Source organism: Desulfocurvus vexinensis DSM 17965, assembly GCF_000519125.1.
Taxonomy (GTDB): Bacteria; Desulfobacterota; Desulfovibrionia; order Desulfovibrionales; family Desulfovibrionaceae; genus Desulfocurvus; species Desulfocurvus vexinensis.
The window spans coordinates 1-15,751 of record NZ_JAEX01000001.1 but is presented as its reverse complement, the minus strand read 5'-3'; the positions used below and the strand labels follow the sequence as shown (position 1 = coordinate 15,751).

The following is a 15,751-nucleotide window of genomic DNA, read 5'->3' as shown; positions in this document are numbered from 1 at the left end:
GGGCCACGCGCCCGAACCATCCCCGGGATGTCCCGGGGTTTTGCCGCAATGCGGCCAATCGACAAGGAGAAACAGATGCCCAAGCTCAAGACCAACAGAAGCGCGGCCAAGCGGTTCAAGCTGACCGGCTCGGGCAAGATCGCCCGCCGCCGTCAGGGCCTGCGCCACATCCTGACCAAGAAGAACGCCAAGCGCAAACGCCGTCTCGGCCAGGGCGCCCTGGTGGACAGCGCCAACGAGCCCGCCGTCAAGCGCATGGTGCCCAAGGCGACCCTCAAGAAATAGGGCCGCTCCCCGACAACCCGAATATCGTTCTGCCTGCCGTACCGGGGTAACCCAGGAGGGCGGGCCACAAGGAGGAAACGAACGATGCGCATCAAGAGAGGAAAGACCGCCAAGGCGCGGCACAAGAAATTTCTGAAGATGGCCAAGGGCTACCGCGGCGCGCGCAGCAAGCTGTACGAAACCGCCCGCGAGACGGTCGAGCGCGCCCTGGTCTTCGCCTACCGCGACCGCAAGGTCCGCAAGCGCGAGTTCCGCTCGCTGTGGATCATGCGCATCAACGCCGCCGCCCGCGAGCATGGCATGAGCTACAGCAAGTTCATCCACGCCCTGGGCCAGGCCGGCATCGCCCTGAACCGCAAGGTCCTGGCCGACATCGCCGTGCGCGACAAGGACGCCTTCGCCCAGATCGCCCAGATCGCCAAGGCCAAGGTCCAGTAGCCATGTCCCAGGCGGGTGAGGAACTCGTCCGCGGCCTGGAGGCGCTGGTCCCCGCCATGCGCGGGGAGCTCGCCTCCTGCGCCGCGCAGGATCTCGAAGACCTGCGGGTCAAGTACCTCGGGCGCAAGGGCCTGCTGGCCGGGCTGCTGGCCGGGCTGGGCAGCCTCGCGCCCGAGGACCGGCCCCTGGCCGGCAAGGCCGCCAACGCCGCCAAGCAGGCGCTGACCGACCTGTTCGCCGCCCGCGAGGCCGAGCTGGCCGCCGAGACCGCCCGGGGCGCCCTGTCGCGCTTCGACCCGACCCTGCCCGGGCGCACGCCCGAGGCGGGCTCCCTGCACCCCGTGACCCTGGTCATGGAGGAAATCTGCACGGTGTTCACCGGGCTGGGCTTCGAGGTGGTCTCCGGGCCCGAGGTCGAATCCGACTGGTACAACTTCGAGGCCCTGAACCTGCCCCCCGAGCACCCCGCCCGCGACATGCAGGACACCCTGTACGTCGCGGACAACGTGGTGCTGCGCACGCACACCTCGCCCTTGCAGGTCCGCACCATGCTGGCCCGCAAGCCGCCGGTGGCGGTCATCGCGCCCGGCAAGGTCTACCGCCGCGACTCCGACCTCACGCACACCCCCATGTTCCACCAGATCGAAGGTCTGCTGGTGGACCGCGAGGTGAGCATGGCCGACCTGCGCGGCACCCTGACCTCGTTTTTGCGCCAGATCTTCGGCGTGGACACGCGGGTGCGCTTCCGCCCCAGCTTCTTCCCGTTCACCGAGCCCAGCGCCGAGGTGGACATCAGCTGCCGCATGTGCGGCGGCGCGGGAACGCTGCACGGCGAGCCCTGCCGCGTGTGCAAGCAGACGGGCTGGGTGGAAATCCTGGGCTGCGGCATGGTGGACCCCGAGGTCTTCAAGGCCGTGGGCTACGACCCCGAGGTCTACACCGGCTTCGCCTTCGGCCTGGGCGTGGAGCGCGTGACCATGCTCAAGTACGGCATCGGCGACCTGCGCATGTTCTTCGAGAACGACACGCGTTTCCTCGGCCAGTTTGCCTGACCTGAACCCATCTCCCGGAACACACGGCCCCGGCTCCCACGAGCCGGGGCTTTTTCATGCCCCGCCGGGGGGCGGCGGGCCGGGCGCCCCGCCGACGCCCGGCGCCGCCTCGCGCGAGCGCACAAGACACGCCCTGGCGGCGGGCCGCCCGCCTTACTCCCCTTTCGCCCGCTGCTCCGCCACCCTCGCGTCCCCCTTGCCCTGCGTTCGCGCCGACCTGCCCTGCCCCGCACCCCGCCCCCGCGCCGCCCCACGGTTGATAAGCGCGCCGTTTAAGGATATGCAAACCCACCTGCCGCAGGCGCGGGGCCCATGCCCGCCGCCGCCCGGCACCACCCACGCCGACATCCGCCCGGGCCGCCGGGGCGCCCCGCGCCCGACCGCCCGGCCCAAGGGGAAATACCATGCTGCTGAGTCTCAACTGGTTGCGCGAATTCGTGCCCTACGAGGGCACGCCCGAGGAGCTGGGCCACCGGCTGACCATGCTCGGCCTGGAGCTGGAGGAGATCATCCGCCCCTTCAGCCACCTGGACGGCGTGGTGGTCGGCCATGTGGTGCAGTGCGAGCGCCACCCCGAGGCCGAAAAGCTCTCCGTCTGTCTGGTGGATGTGGGCCAGGGCGAGCCGCTGCCCATCGTCTGCGGCGCGCCCAACGTGGCCCAGGGCCAGAAGGTGCCCGTGGCGACCATCGGCGCCGAGCTGCCCGGCGGACTGGTCATCAAGAAGGCCAAGCTGCGCGGCCAGGTTTCGGCGGGCATGATCTGCGCCGAGGACGAACTCGGCCTGGGCAAGAGCCACGCGGGCATCATGGTCCTGGACCCGGGCCTGGCCCCCGGCACGCCCCTGGCCGACGCCCTGAACCTGGACCAAGTGGTCTTCGACATCGGCGTGACGCCCAACCGCGCGGACTGCAACTCCGTGCTCGGGCTGGCCCGCGAAACAGCCCTGGCCTTCGGCCTGCCGCTGACCATGCCCGCACCGCGCGTGGTGGAGTCCGGCCCGGACTGCTCGGCCATGGTGCCCATCGCCATCGACGACCCCGCGCGCTGCGCGCTGTTCCAGGGCCGGGTCATCCAGGGCGTTCGCGTGGGTCCCGCGCCCGACTGGATGCGCTGGCGGCTCATCGCCGTGGGCCAGCGGCCCATCAGCAACATCGTGGACGTGTCCAACTACGTCATGTTCGAGCTGGGCCACCCCAACCACGCCTACGACCTGAATCTTTTGCGCGGCCCGGCCATCCGCGTGGGCCTGGCCGCCGAGGGCCAGCGCTTCACCACCCTGGACGGCCAGGAGCGCACCCTCACGTCCCGCGACCTGCTCATCTGGGACGCCGAGCGCCCCGTGGGGCTGGCCGGGGTCATGGGCGGGCTGGAGACCGAGGTCGGCGACGCCACCACCGATGTGTTCCTGGAACTGGCGGTGTTCGACCCGGCGACCATCCGGCGCACGGCCCGGCGCCTGGGCCTGCAAAGCGAGGCCTCCTACCGCTTCGAGCGCGGGGTGGACCAGGGCCTGGCGCGCCGCAGCCTGGACCGCGCCGCGGCGCTCATGGCCGAATGCGGCGGCGGGCGGCTGCTGCCCGGGGTCTGCGTGGCCGAGCCCGCACCCTGGCGCCAGCGCACCGTGCGCCTGCGCCGCGCCCGGGCCGAAAAGCTCCTGGGCATCCCCCTTGAGGACGCGTTCTGCCGCACGACCCTTGCGGGCATGGGCTGCGCCGTGGACGAGGCCGACCCCGCCGACTGGCAGGTCCAGGTGCCCAGCCACCGGCTGGACCTGGAACGCGAGGTGGACCTCATCGAGGAGCTGGCCCGCGTCCACGGCATGGACCGCATCCCGGCGGTGCTGCCCCGGGTGGCCAAGTCCCTGGACGCCATCGGCCAGAAGGACACGCGCTTCGACTTCGCCATGCTGCTCAAGCGCTGGGCGCGCGGCGTGGGCCTGCGCGAGGCCATCAACTACAGCTTCTGCGGCCAGGCGGACCTGGACCTCCTGGGCCTGCCCGCCCAGGGCCGCGTGCCGGTGGTCAACCCCCTGTCCGAGGACCAGAACGTGCTGCGCACGGCCCTGGCCCCGGGCCTTTTGGCCAACGTGCGCACCAACGTGGCCCACGGCGCCGCGCGGCTGCGGCTGTTCGAATTCGCGCACCTGTTCTTCGCCGACCCGGCCTCGGAAACCACGGCCCGCGAACCCGCGCGCCTGGGGCTGCTGGTCTACGGGCGGCGGCGCGCCGAGCGCTGGCCCTGGCCCGGGGAGGACAACGCCGACTACGCCGACCTCAAGGGACTGGTGGAGCACCTGCTGACCCACCTGGGCCTGCCCGGAGCGCGCTACGCCCTGCGCGAGGGCCACAGCTACCTGTCGCCCTGCGTGGAGGTCAGCGTGGACGGCCACGAGGCCGGTGTGCTGGGCCGCGTCAGCGAGGCCGTGGCCGACCGCTACGACGCGCGGCGCGAAATCTGGCTGGCCGAGCTGGACGCCGATGTCCTGCGGACCCTGCACGAGGCGTTGGCCCCGGGCTTCGCGCCCCTGGCCAAGTTCCCGCCCGTGCGCCGCGACATCACCGTCCAGGCGCCCGCCGGGCTGCACGCCCAGGCGATCATCGACGCCATCACGGGCATGGGCGTGGACCTGCTGGAAAACGTGACCATGACCGACCTCTACGAGCCCCAGGGCGGGCAGCGGCGCAACGTCACCGTGCGCCTGACCTACCGCCACGCCCAGCGGACCCTCAAGGACAAGGAAGTGGACAAGCGCCACGCCCAGGTGGTGGAGGGGTTGCGCAAGGCGCTGCCCGTAGAAATCTAGAGGCAGAGGCGGCGGGGCGCTGCGCAAGGTGGCGACCACCCGGGGCGCGACCCCGGCGGGAGGCAGGCATGGGCGGACGATACCGCATCGGGCAGGCGGCGAAGAGGCTCGGGCTGGCGCCTTCCGTGCTGCGCTACTGGGAGTCCGAATTCCCGCAGCTCGAGCCCGTGCGCACGCGCAAGGGCCAGCGCCTGTACACCGACGAGCACTTGGCCCTGCTGGAGCGAATCCAGGCCATGCTCCACGGCGAGGGCCTGACCATCGAGGGCGCCCGCAGGCGCCTGGAGCAAGAGCTTGCCGCCCAGGCCCGGGCCGAGGCCGCCGGAACCCCGGCCCCCCAGGGCGGCGCGGGCGACCCCGGAGGCGCGGACGGCCCAGGCAACGCGGAAGCCCCCGGTGCCCCTGGCGACGCCGGGAGCCCCGGCGGCACCGGGAGCGCGGACACGACCCTCAAGCGCACCCTGGTCGAAGAACTGCTGGCCCTGCGGCGCCTGCTGCGCGACTGACCCCGCCCCGCAGCGCCGCGGCGGCCCGCCGCACCCTCTTGCGGCCTGCATCCTCCGGTTTCGGCGCCATGCGCCCCACGCTCCTGCCCCTGCCGCCTGCGCTCTCCCAGAACCTTCCTGCCCGCCGCGTCTCCAAGACGAAGCGGAAAGGCCAACCCCTGCGGCCCGCGCTCCTCAAAAACACTCCGGCCCTGGGAGCCGCCCCGTTCCCTCTGTCCCTGCGGCCCGCGCCCCGCACGCTCCCCGGCCCCTGCACTCCCCCTCCCTGCGGCACCCCCCAAGAATTTCCCCTCCCCCGGCCCCAGGCGGTTGACATTTGAAGCCCAAAGCTCTAGGAAGACCTTCCCCGCGCGCGAAAGCGCGCCATGCGTCGGGATGTAGCGCAGTCTGGTAGCGCACCTGAATGGGGTTCAGGGGGCCGGATGTTCAAATCATCTCATCCCGACCACGCGAAAGATGAAGGTTCCAAGCGGTTACGCTTGGAACCTTTTTCGTTTTCCCGGCAGGGCCTGCGTCCGTTGCAGGATGCCGGAGGGTGACGGCGGAGTGCGGCGTTGCGCGGAACAGGCGCGCACAGGGCGATTCCGGCCCGCGCCGCGCAGCCCCCCGGCCCGCCGCCATCCTGCCTGCTCCGCTCGCGGTCGCCCGCGCCCTTGCCTGCCCCCGTTCATGCCTCCGGCCTCAGCCCCTGCCTGGGCCCCGTCCGCGTTCTTCGGTCCCTGCCTTCCCCGCCGTGCCCCTCTCCGCCCCCCCGCCGCCCCGATGCTTCGCGTTCGCCCGTGCCCTTCCCTGGTGCCCGCCGCGTTTTGCCCCCGCTTGCCCGCCCCTCCCTCGCCCGCCCGCATTCTCCGGTCCCGCCCTGCCTTCTGCCCCACACCCCGGGAGGCCGCCATTGACACCGCAGACAATCCGGGGCTTTATAGAGTGACTCCAACTCTCATCGCCCTCCGTTGGGTCGCCTGCGGCCCTGCGGAAAAGTTGGCACTCATCTTGTACAGACATGGCGCAAAGGAGCCACGCATGAGCACCGCACAGACCATCATCGCCGGGTTCGGCCAAATCATCGGCCTGGAGGGCCTGACCCTGGACGAAGGCAACTGCTGTACGCTGCAATTCGACCAGACCGTGGTCAACATCGAGTATCTCCCTGATTCTGAAGAATTTTATTTCTACAGCCGCATCGGGGCCGTGCCTGCCCACGAGCCCACGCGGCTGCGCGTCTTCACCGACCTGCTGGAAAGCGACTGTTTTTTCCGGCGCACCAGCGGCGGCGTCCTGGGCGTGGACATGGACCGCGAGGCCATTGTCTACACCAACAAAATTGGCGTTGGCGGGCTGTCGAGCGCCCACGTTCTTGGCGACTACATCCAGGCCTTCGTCACCCTGGCCGAGGAATTCGGGCAACGCGTCCAGGACATCGCCGCCGACGCCCCGCCGCAGGACGACGACAGCCCCCAGGCCCCGCCCACCGCAGGCATCCGGGTCTGACAACATCTTCAAGCAAAGGAGGCTGACATGCCTGGGGATATCCAAGGGCTCACCAATCTGGGGCAGCAATTCGCCACCATCGGCAACCGCCACGTGGGCCTGGACGGCGCCAACCAGATCCAGGCCGGGGCGGGCAGCTGGCTGGGCCGCGCCGTGAACTGGATCAAGTCGGCCCTGAACATCGGCAACACCGCGACCATCAACAGCTCGATCATGAACCACGTGGTGGCGCGCATCCGCGACACCGAGGGCATGGGCGACCGCTTCGCGGAAATCGCCCGGGGCCGCCTGGGCAGCGCCCTGACCCGGGGCACGCCCATCACCGGGCGCGAGGTCTCCCAGGTCATCGGCGACCTGGTGCGCACCAAGACGGGCGAAACCCAGGCCCACGAGGCGGGCATCCGCCTGAACATCAAGGGCATGTGCGACTCGCCCAGCGCCGGGGAGGGCTCGGAGTCCCTGCTCAAGGCCGCCATGCGCGAAAAGATGACCCTCTTCGGCATGGAGGAGCAGCTGGACTCGCTGACCGCCGAGGACTTCCAGGGCATCCAGGAGCAGGTGGCGCGGCAGTTCGTGCGCTCGGGCTCCACCCCGACCCTGGCCCAGGCCAAGGACGCCCTCCTGGAGGCCTGCCGCCAGTTCAGCCTCACGCGGGTCCGGGGCCAGATCGACGCCAAGGTCCGGCAGCACTGCGAGCACTCGGGCCCGGATTCGGCCCTGCCCATGGCCCTGCGCCAGCGCGCGGAGCTGCGCGCCATGACCGTGACCATGAGCCCCGAGCAGATGGACAAGCTCGAGGCCCTGGTCCACACGAAGCTGACCGCCCGCTGCACCTACAACCCCGAGGCCATCCACCCGCCCTCGAACATCGAGACCCAGGCCCTGCGCGAGCGCGTCATCGACGGCTTCCTGGACGCGCTGCAGGTCATCGACGCCAACACCACCCTGAGCCCCGAAGAAAAGACGGCGGCCCGCAACGCCGTGCTGTCCGCGCCCTCGGTGTTCACGCCGGGCATGGTCGCCACCCTGTGCGACGGCCTGCGCGACACCCGGGTCCTGGTGGCCACCGTGATCCATCCGAGCATGGGCCGCGCGGAGGTCGCCGAGGCCATGGACACCTTCCGGGAGGCCATGGACGGAGTCTTCATCCGCGACGGCGGCCTGCGCGAGGGCATCGGCGGCATGGACGAGGTCGAGGTGGTCAAGGACGCCCTGTTCAAGAGCTCCTTCGAGTGCGAGGGCCTGAGCGGCGAAACGGGCACCCAGGCCCTGGACCGCCTGATGGCCCGGGGCTCGGCCATGAACCTCTACCGCTTCGATCTGGCCCGTCAGGACATGACCCAGCCCCAGATGCTCAAGAACAACGTGGCCTGCATGCAGCTGCTCACCGGGTTGGCCCGGCACCTGGGCCTGCCCGGGGAGGTCTCCGACAGCATGGGCGAGGTCGGGCTGCACAGCGTGACCATGGGCCAGGTCCGCGAGTTGTTCGGCCCCGGGGTGCACTCCGACCACGGGCAGCCCCGGGTCGAGGGCTTCGACATGACCAAGGCCCAGGAATTCCTGCAAACGAACATCGGCGAGGACATGCATGCCGAGGCGCCCGTTCCCGGCCAGGGCCTGATGCTGCAAGCCTCGGTGGGGTTCCAGGCCAAGATGGCGCACTTTTCCGAGGCCTTCCTCAAGGACTTCTTCCGCAACGGCATCGTGGTGGACGGCGAGCGCATCGCGGGCACGGGGACCAACGATTACGAGGCCATGGAACAGGCCCTGGACCGGCTGGTCGGCCACTTCCCCAATGCCGAGGAAGCCGGGCGGGCGACCCGCGGGCTGTTCCAGGCCGCCGGGGCCTCCATCCTCAACGCGCTGCTCGCCGACCCCGCCACCGCAGAGCAGACCATGAAGACCTTCACGGCCCAGGGCAACAAGCTGAGCGACCTGCTGGAGTTCCGCATCACCTCGCGCGGCGGGGGGCAATACGACGTGCGCGTGGATCAGGCCATGCAGCGCAGCCGGATGGGCCCGGCGAGCAACCGCAACGAGCCCCTCGGCCTGAGTTCGCGCGTGGAGATGACCCTGAGCGGCTGCGACCAGCCGGGCACCGTGCCCACGGTCCAGGTGCACAGCTTCGACTTCTTCCTGGGCACCATGCGCCACTAGGGCCGCGCCCGCGCAGGAGAACCAGGGGGGTTGGGAACAAAAGCCTTTGGCGAGTGGCAGCTACGGCGAGGGAAAAGCACCATGTCTCGCGGGCGCGCCACCAGACGCCCCGGGCAGCGGAACAGCACGGGCGCGGGCCGTGGCCGCAAGGCTGCGGCCCGCGCGATGCGTGCGGGCCGGGCGGCGCGGGCGGCCTACGCGCCCGGGGCGCGCCAGGCGGCACGCAGGCAGGCAGGCAGGGATGCGGGCGCGCGGCGGCGCACGATGCGGGCGGGTGCCTGTTGCAGCCGGGGGCGCGATGCTCGCGGGCCGGGCGGGCCGACATGTTGTGAATAATAAAACAATATATTTGATGGCCCCAAACCCTGCCCCGTGGGGCAAAAAAGCTACAACACACTAGAATCAAAGAAAATCATGCCAAGATTCGCCCCGGATCACCTCGCGCGGCGCAAGATCACGTTAATAGCCTGAAATAAAAGGATTCATAATTTTTCCTTTCCGCTTCGCTTTTCGGTTGCAACGCCATGTGAAATTTATTACATGTGTCTTGCCGCCTGGTTTCAGGCCAACGGCAACACACACAAGTCAGGCATCACGCGGCCCCAGGCCGCAGCGACCGTTCCGGGGCACCACCCCCTTGCCCGTGCCAAGGCATATTCCCGGGCCTTGCGCACACCACGGCACCGGCCCCACGGTCCCCGACACGCGCTGACACCTCTGCGGTCCGGGGGCACCCCCCACAAACACCCCCGGCCCGGCCACACTCCCGCCCGGCGCACCCGCGCCGGGCGTCCTTTTTTTGGCCGGAAAGGCCAGCGCCCTTGCCCCCGGCGCACTGCATAGAACGAGGCCGCCGCCTGCGCCTGCCCGCGCGGACAGGCCCGCAGGACGGCTGGCGTGCGCCGCGCCAAGGACCCGCGAGGCCTGTAGGCCGCCCGGCGCCGCCTGATGATGCTGCGCTGCTGCGGACAGCATCGCCCTGCCGCTGGCCGCTGCGCCGCTGCGCCGCTGCGCTACTTGCCGATGCAGAAGGTGCCGAACACGCTGTCCAGCACTGCGGAGGGAGTGATTTCGCCGGTGATTTCGGCCAGGTGGGTGCAGGCCGATTCCAGGCCCACGCCCAGCAGGTCGTAGGGCAGGCCCACGCGGATGTCGGCCTCCAGGGCCACCAGGGCGTCGCGCGCGGCGGCCAGGGCCCGGGCCTGGCGCATGTTGGGCACCAGCTCGCCCGTGGCCGGGGCGGCGCCGCCAAGGGCCCGGGCGCGCAGCGCGCCGCACAGCGCCGTCAACCCCTGGCCCGTGCGCGCCGAGACCGCCACGGCCTCGAACCCCGCCCGGGCGAACCAGTCCGCCGGGTCGGCCCCGGCGCTGCGGGGCTGCGCGCCCGATGCCCCGGGGGCGGCCGCACCACCGGGCGCTTCGGGCGCGGCGGGCACTTCGGGGCTGGGCGCCGGGCCCGGGCCCGGTCCGGCGTCTCGCGGGCGGGCGCCCGGTGCGTGCGGCCCGGCGCCCGGGGCCCCGCCAGCGCCCGGCCCCTCCGGGCCCTGGGGTCCGTCCGCCGCCCCGGCCCCGCCCGGCTCCCCGGCCAGGTCGGTCTTGTTGAGCACCGCCAGCACGCGCCCCGGGCCCAGCTCGCTGGCCAGGGCCTGGTCCTCCCCGGCCAGGGGCCGGGTGCGGTCCACCACCAGCAGCACCACGTCGGCCCGCTGCACCAGCTCGCGCCCACGCTCCAGGCCCGCGCGCTCCACGGCGTCGCCGGTCTCGCGCAGGCCCGCCGTGTCCACCAGCCGCACGGGCAGGCCCTCCAGGTCCAGGGCCTCCTCGATCCAGTCGCGCGTGGTGCCGGGAATATCGGTGACGATGGCCCGCTCGCGGCCCAGCAGCGCATTCATCAGGCTCGACTTGCCCGCGTTGACCCGCCCGGCCAGCACGCACAGCACCCCCTCGCGCCAGACCCGCCCGCGCTCGAAGCCGCGCACCAGCCCGGCCAGCTCGGCACCCACCGCGCGCACCCCGGCCTCGAAGGCCTCCGGCGCCAGGCACTCCACCTCGTCGTCGGGGAAATCCACGGCCACGCACAGCTGCGCGCGCAGCTCCTCCAGCCGCGCACGCAGGGCCGCCACGCTGCGGCCCAGGCCCCCGGCCAGCCGCGCCTGCGCCAGGGCCGCCCCCGCCGCCGTGGGCGCGGCGATGAGCTCGGCCACGGCCTCGGCCTGGGTCAGGTCCATGCGCCCGTTGCAGAAGGCCCGGTAGGTGAACTCCCCGGGCTCGGCCATGCGCGCGCCGCAGGCCAGGGCCGCCCCCAGCACCGCGCGCAGCACCGCCGGGCCGCCATGGCCCTGCAATTCCAACACATCCTCGCCGGTGTACGAGCCGGGCCCGGGCATGAACGCCGCCAGCACCTCGTCCAGCCGCCGCCCCGCCGCATCGCGCACCCAGCCGTGGTGCAGCCGGTAGGGCAGAAACCCGGCGAACCCGGGCCGCGACGATTCAAACAGCTCCTGCCCCACCGCCCGCGCCCCGGGCCCGCTCACGCGCACGATGCCCACCCCGCCGCACCCGGGCGGGGTGGCGATGGCCGCGATGGTGTCCTGGGTCATGGCAAACTGGCGCATGGCCCGGGGTATACGCCAGGGGCGGATGTTTGCAAAGCGCCTGGGCCCGGGCGGGCGCGGGCGAAAGATCTCGTATGCAGATGCGCGCTTTCCTTGACGACCCGGGCCCGGGCGGCGCGGGCGAAAGCCCCGGGAGGGTGCGGCCCTGGCGCTGTGCGGGCCCACGCCCCGCGAAACGCGCCTTGGCGTTTGCACGGGGTTGCCGCGACCCTGCGCGGGCAAACGCCGCCGCCCGCCCCGCCGTCCCTTGCGCTCCCCGGTCGCCCCGCGCCCCGTTCCTTCGCCCGCCGCCGCTGCCCCGCAGCCCCCGGCGGTTGCCTTTCCGCCCCGGGGCGGATAACACTGGCCCCATGAACCCCACCGCCATCCGCCGCCCCGCCGTCCCGGTCCTGCTCGCGGCGCTGCTCGCGGCCCTGCTGCTGGCCGCCGGCTGCGCCCCGCGCGTTTCCCCGCCCGGCACCGTCATCGCCGACCTGCGCGACATGCCCCAGGACGCCGGGGCCTACATCGACCCGCTCACGGCCACCCGGCCCCTGCTGCCGCCGGACCAACACAAAGCCCTGGCCGACGACTACCGCCAGCGCTTCTTCGCCCCCTGGGCCCGCACGGCCCCGGCCCACGGCCCCAAGGAAGTCTTCGGCTTCCTCGACGGCTTCGACCCCGCCCGCTACCACGGCGAGAACCGGCTGCCCCTGCCCGCCGGGCTGGCCAGCGAAATGCGCGAGCTGGCCGACCCCGAGAGCTTCCCCAACACCCTGCGCCCGGCCATCAGCGTCGTGGCCTCCGACCTGCGCGTGCTGCCCACCGTCCGCCCGCTGTTCCACAACTTCGCCCTGGCCGGGGAGGGCTACCCCTTCGACTACAACCAGAACTCCGCCGTCTGGGCCCAGACCCCGCTGCTGGTGCTGCACACCTCCGCCGACGGCGCCTGGGCCCTGGTGGAGACCTCCGCCGCCGCCGGGTGGATGCCCACCCGCGACCTGGCCTTCGTGGACGCCGGGTTCATGGACGCCTTCAACACCGTGCACCTCGCCGCCCTGACCGCCGACCGCGTGCCCGTGGCCGACTGCTTCGGCCAGTTCCGCTTCATGGGCCGCGTCGGCATGGTCCTGCCCCTGACCGGGCGCGACAGCCGCAACCTGGATGTGCTCCTCGCCGCGCGCGACACCAAGGGCCAGGCCGTGCTGCTCACCGCCAGCCTCGGCGACGACGTGGCCGCGCCCTGGCCCCTGGCCCCGACCCCGGCCAACTTCGCCCGGCTGGCCAACGAACTGCTCGGCCAGCCCTACGGCTGGGGCGGCATGTACGCCAACCGCGACTGCTCGGCCCTGGTCATGGACCTCTTCGCGCCCATGGGCATCTGGCAGCCACGCAATTCCGCCGCCCAGGCCCGCCACTGGGGGCTGGTCCCCTTCGGCGACATGGACCGCGAGGCCCGCCTGCACGCCATCGCCGCCCAGGCCCGGCCCTGGCTGACCCTGCTCTGGCGCCCCGGGCACATCGTGGTCTACCTCGGCCAGTGGCAGGGCCGCCCCGCCGTGCTGCATTCGGCCTGGGGCCTGCGCACCCTCGCGGGCAAAGCCTCGGGGCGCCACATCCTCGGCGCCACCGTCATCACCAGCCTGGAACCCGGCGAAGACCTGCCCGAGCTCGAACGCCCCGCGGGCAACCTGCTGCTTCAGCTCGGCGGGCTGGCCCAGGTGGGCCGCTGAGGCCCGCCGGGCGCCCGCCCGGCCCCGGACCAGCCGACAGCACCACCACCGCGACCCCGCCGCGCCGCCTCCACCCGTGCCCGGCATGCGTTGCCGGGCTTGCGGTTTGTGCGCAAACCCGGGTATATGACCCCGAGCGCGCGCGGCGCGCCATCGGCAGTGAACTTCCAACGCCCGGCCAGCAATGCCCGTAGCCCAAGCCCCCGCCCCGGTTTTCGCCCGCACCCTGCGCGCCCTGCGCCCCGGGGCCGTCCTGGCCGTGCTGGCTCTGCTGGCGGCCCTGGCCGCGCCCCAGGCCCTGGCCCAGAGCGCTTCGCGCCAGCAGCTCTACGCCCGGGCCCTGGAGTCGTTCCAGTGGGTCATGGCCGAAGAATCGCGCGCCATGCGCCGCGACCTGTGGGGCAAGGTCCTGGAACGCTTCGAGGCCGTGCTGCGCGCAGGAACGGACACCGAATTCGCCCCCAAGTCGCTGTTCTACATCGGGCGCAGCTACCAGGAGCTGTCCAACCGCTCGGGCCTGCGCAACGACGCCGTGCGCGCCGCAGACGCCTACCAGCGCGCGGCCAACCGCTTCCCCCCCGGGCACAGCTGGGTGGACGACTGCCTGTACCGCAAGGCCGAAGTGACCTACCGGCGCCTGGGCGACCCGCGCACGGCGGCGGCGGACCTGCGCGAACTGCTGGCCGCCTACCCCAACGGCGACCAGGCCAAGGCCGCCAGCGCCCTGCTGACCCAGATCACCGGCAAGGCCCAGCCCGCCCCCGCCGCCCAGGCCGCACAGACGCCCCGGGCCTCCATGCCCGCGCCGCCTCCGGCCTCCTCCGCTTCCGCCACGGTCACGCCCAAGATCCGCGCGGCCTACGACCGCGCCGTGGGCGACTTCAACACCCTGCGCGCCTCCAAGGCCACCACCTCCCGCCAGATGCGCGACAACGCCGCCCGGCTGGCCGAGGTCTACCGGGCCGTTCCGCGCGCCACCCTGGGCGCCCGGGCCGCCTATTTCGCGGGCTTCGCCAGCGAGGAGGCAGGCCGCCGCTCGGGCGCCCGGGAGGACTACGCCCAGGCCGCCGAATACTATGGCCGCGCCGCCGACGCCTTCGACCGCAAGGACTCCTGGCGCGACGACGCCATCTTCCGCAAGGCCCAGGTCGCCTACCGCAACCTGGGCGACGAGGACAAGGCCTACGCCGACCTGCTGCTGCTGCTGGCCGAATACCCCGACGGCGACCAGATCAAGCCCGCGCGGGCCCTGCTGGCCGAGATGGACCAGGCCCGGGCCAAGGCCCTGCCCCGGCCCGAGGGCCCCATGACCGCCCCGGCCCCCATCCCGGCCCTGGCCGATGGCGCCCCGCTCCCCGAGGACGTGGCCACGGGCACCTTCGCCGAGGCCACCGGCCCCGGCGTGCTCACCGGCGTGCGCTACAGCAGCGGCGACGACTTCACGCGCATCGTGCTCGACATCTCCGGCCCCGTGGCCTTCAAGCACGCCCGGCTGCCCGCCGACCCCGCCCAGGGCAAGACCCACCGCATGTACGTGGACCTGGACAAGACCACCCTGGGCCCCGAACTCAAACGCAAGGTCGAGATCCCCGGCGGCTTCCTGCAATCCATCCGCGCCGGGCAGAACACGGCCAGCACCGCCCGCGTGGTCCTCGACTTCAAGGACGAGCAGGAATACCACGTGCTGACCCTGCCCGACCCGCCGCGCATCGTCATCGACGTGTTTGCCCGCCAGTCCGTGGCGCGCGACCGGCAGGCCCAGCAGGCCCAGCAGCAGGCCGCCGCCCCGGCAACCCGCCCCGACGACGCGCGCACCCCCGGCAAGAAGGAAGCCACGACCGCCCACGACGTGCTCGCCCAGCTGGGCATGACCGTGCGCACCATCATGATCGACGCCGGGCACGGCGGCCGCGACCCCGGCGCCCTGCAATACGTGACCACCAAGGACAGCAAGGGCCGGGCCCAGAAGTCCATCCGCACCAAGGAAAAGGACATCACCCTGCGCGCAGCGCGCATCCTGGGCAAAACCCTCCAGGAACGCGGCTACCAGGTGCTCTACACGCGCACCGACGACACCAAGATCCAGCTCGAAGACCGCGTGCTGGCCGCCAACATCAAGAAGGCCGACCTGTTCATCTCGCTGCACTGCAACGCCAACAACTCCAGCTCCGTGCGCGGCTTCGAGACATACTACCTGGGCAAGGCGCGCAACGACATCGTCCTGCGCCTGGCCGCCAAGGAAAACAACGTCGATCCCGTCAAGATCAGCGACACCCAGAAGATCGTCATGGACCTCGTGCACAGCTTCAAGATCGAGGAATCCAAGGTCCTGGCCCGGCACGTCCAGAAGAACTGCGTGCGCCAGCTGAGCGCCAAGTACAAGGGCATCGTGGACCACGGCGCCCGCAGCGCGCCGTTCTTCGTGCTCATCGGCGCCAAGATGCCCGCCGTGCTCGTGGAAATCGGCTACATCACCCACCCCGCCGAGGCTGACCTGCTGCGCTCCGACGCCTACCTCCAGCGCGTGGCCGATGGCATCACCGCAGGCATCGACTCCTACCGCCAGGAACTCCAGAGCGGCAGGCTGTAAGGCCCGGCGCAGCGCCCGGCGGGGCGGCCTGCGGCCACCGGGGAAGGGGAGGCGGGCCCCCCTTTCCCCAAGCGCCGAAAGCGGGGCCCGCCCTCCCCTTCCCC

The 15,751-nt window shown here is 71.9% G+C and carries 10 protein-coding genes and 1 tRNA gene; 10 read left to right on the top strand and 1 reads right to left on the bottom strand.

What is annotated here, in order from left to right; all coding sequences use genetic code 11:
* The first annotated feature begins 75 nt into the window (after positions 1 to 75).
* The 8 genes from rpmI (at position 76) to G495_RS0100025 (ending at position 8,730) form a co-directional block, all read left to right on the top strand.
* Positions 76 to 285, top strand: coding sequence for a 50S ribosomal protein L35 (gene rpmI, locus G495_RS0100060; RefSeq protein WP_028586123.1), 210 nt, complete (start codon positions 76 to 78; stop codon positions 283 to 285).
* An 84-nt stretch (positions 286 to 369) separates the two neighbouring features.
* Positions 370 to 723, top strand: a complete 354-nt coding sequence (gene rplT / locus G495_RS0100055; protein WP_028586122.1) for a 50S ribosomal protein L20 — start codon at positions 370 to 372, stop codon at positions 721 to 723.
* Between the two features lie 2 nt (positions 724 to 725).
* Positions 726 to 1,775, top strand: a complete 1,050-nt coding sequence (gene pheS / locus G495_RS0100050) for a phenylalanine--tRNA ligase subunit alpha (RefSeq protein WP_028586121.1) — start codon at positions 726 to 728, stop codon at positions 1,773 to 1,775.
* Between the two features lie 404 nt (positions 1,776 to 2,179).
* Positions 2,180 to 4,579, top strand: a complete 2,400-nt coding sequence (gene pheT, locus G495_RS0100045; RefSeq protein ID WP_028586120.1) for a phenylalanine--tRNA ligase subunit beta — start codon at positions 2,180 to 2,182, stop codon at positions 4,577 to 4,579.
* A 68-nt stretch (positions 4,580 to 4,647) separates the two neighbouring features.
* Complete coding sequence (locus G495_RS21490; protein WP_028586119.1) at positions 4,648 to 5,085, top strand: MerR family transcriptional regulator; 438 nt, start codon at positions 4,648 to 4,650, stop codon at positions 5,083 to 5,085.
* 371 nt (positions 5,086 to 5,456) lie between these two features.
* Positions 5,457 to 5,533 (top strand) — tRNA-Pro (locus G495_RS0100035).
* A 572-nt stretch (positions 5,534 to 6,105) separates the two neighbouring features.
* Entirely contained in the window at positions 6,106 to 6,573 is a 468-nt protein-coding gene (locus G495_RS21970) for a type III secretion system chaperone (RefSeq protein ID WP_028586118.1), read from the top strand.
* 27 nt (positions 6,574 to 6,600) lie between these two features.
* A complete protein-coding gene (locus tag G495_RS0100025; RefSeq protein ID WP_028586117.1) occupies positions 6,601 to 8,730 on the top strand; it encodes a hypothetical protein in 2,130 nt (709 codons plus the stop codon).
* Between the two features lie 1,013 nt (positions 8,731 to 9,743).
* On the opposite strand, the gene mnmE is transcribed toward G495_RS0100025, so the two are convergent.
* Complete coding sequence (gene mnmE, locus G495_RS0100020; protein WP_028586116.1) at positions 9,744 to 11,345, bottom strand: tRNA uridine-5-carboxymethylaminomethyl(34) synthesis GTPase MnmE; 1,602 nt, start codon at positions 11,343 to 11,345, stop codon at positions 9,744 to 9,746.
* 350 nt (positions 11,346 to 11,695) lie between these two features.
* Between mnmE and G495_RS16740 the strand changes: the two genes are divergently transcribed.
* Together G495_RS16740 and G495_RS16735 are read left to right on the top strand one after the other, a co-directional pair.
* Positions 11,696 to 13,057: an SH3 domain-containing protein gene (locus G495_RS16740; RefSeq protein ID WP_035250322.1), complete on the top strand. Its 1,362-nt coding sequence runs from the start codon at positions 11,696 to 11,698 to the stop codon at positions 13,055 to 13,057.
* A 184-nt stretch (positions 13,058 to 13,241) separates the two neighbouring features.
* Entirely contained in the window at positions 13,242 to 15,647 is a 2,406-nt protein-coding gene (locus G495_RS16735) for an N-acetylmuramoyl-L-alanine amidase (RefSeq protein ID WP_051444901.1), read from the top strand.
* The last annotated feature ends 104 nt before the right edge of the window (positions 15,648 to 15,751 follow it).

What these genes read in the sequence shown, in the direction of transcription:
- rpmI (WP_028586123.1), top strand. Translation starts at nt 76, where the DNA reads ATGCCCAAGCTCAAGACCAACAGAAGCGCGGCCAAGCGGTTCAAGCTG.
- rplT (WP_028586122.1), top strand. Translation starts at nt 370, where the DNA reads ATGCGCATCAAGAGAGGAAAGACCGCCAAGGCGCGGCACAAGAAATTT.
- pheS (WP_028586121.1), top strand. Translation starts at nt 726, where the DNA reads ATGTCCCAGGCGGGTGAGGAACTCGTCCGCGGCCTGGAGGCGCTGGTC.
- pheT (WP_028586120.1), top strand. Translation starts at nt 2,180, where the DNA reads ATGCTGCTGAGTCTCAACTGGTTGCGCGAATTCGTGCCCTACGAGGGC.
- G495_RS21490 (WP_028586119.1), top strand. Translation starts at nt 4,648, where the DNA reads ATGGGCGGACGATACCGCATCGGGCAGGCGGCGAAGAGGCTCGGGCTG.
- G495_RS21970 (WP_028586118.1), top strand. Translation starts at nt 6,106, where the DNA reads ATGAGCACCGCACAGACCATCATCGCCGGGTTCGGCCAAATCATCGGC.
- G495_RS0100025 (WP_028586117.1), top strand. Translation starts at nt 6,601, where the DNA reads ATGCCTGGGGATATCCAAGGGCTCACCAATCTGGGGCAGCAATTCGCC.
- mnmE (WP_028586116.1), bottom strand. Translation starts at nt 11,345, where the DNA reads ATGCGCCAGTTTGCCATGACCCAGGACACCATCGCGGCCATCGCCACC.
- G495_RS16740 (WP_035250322.1), top strand. Translation starts at nt 11,696, where the DNA reads ATGAACCCCACCGCCATCCGCCGCCCCGCCGTCCCGGTCCTGCTCGCG.
- G495_RS16735 (WP_051444901.1), top strand. Translation starts at nt 13,242, where the DNA reads ATGCCCGTAGCCCAAGCCCCCGCCCCGGTTTTCGCCCGCACCCTGCGC.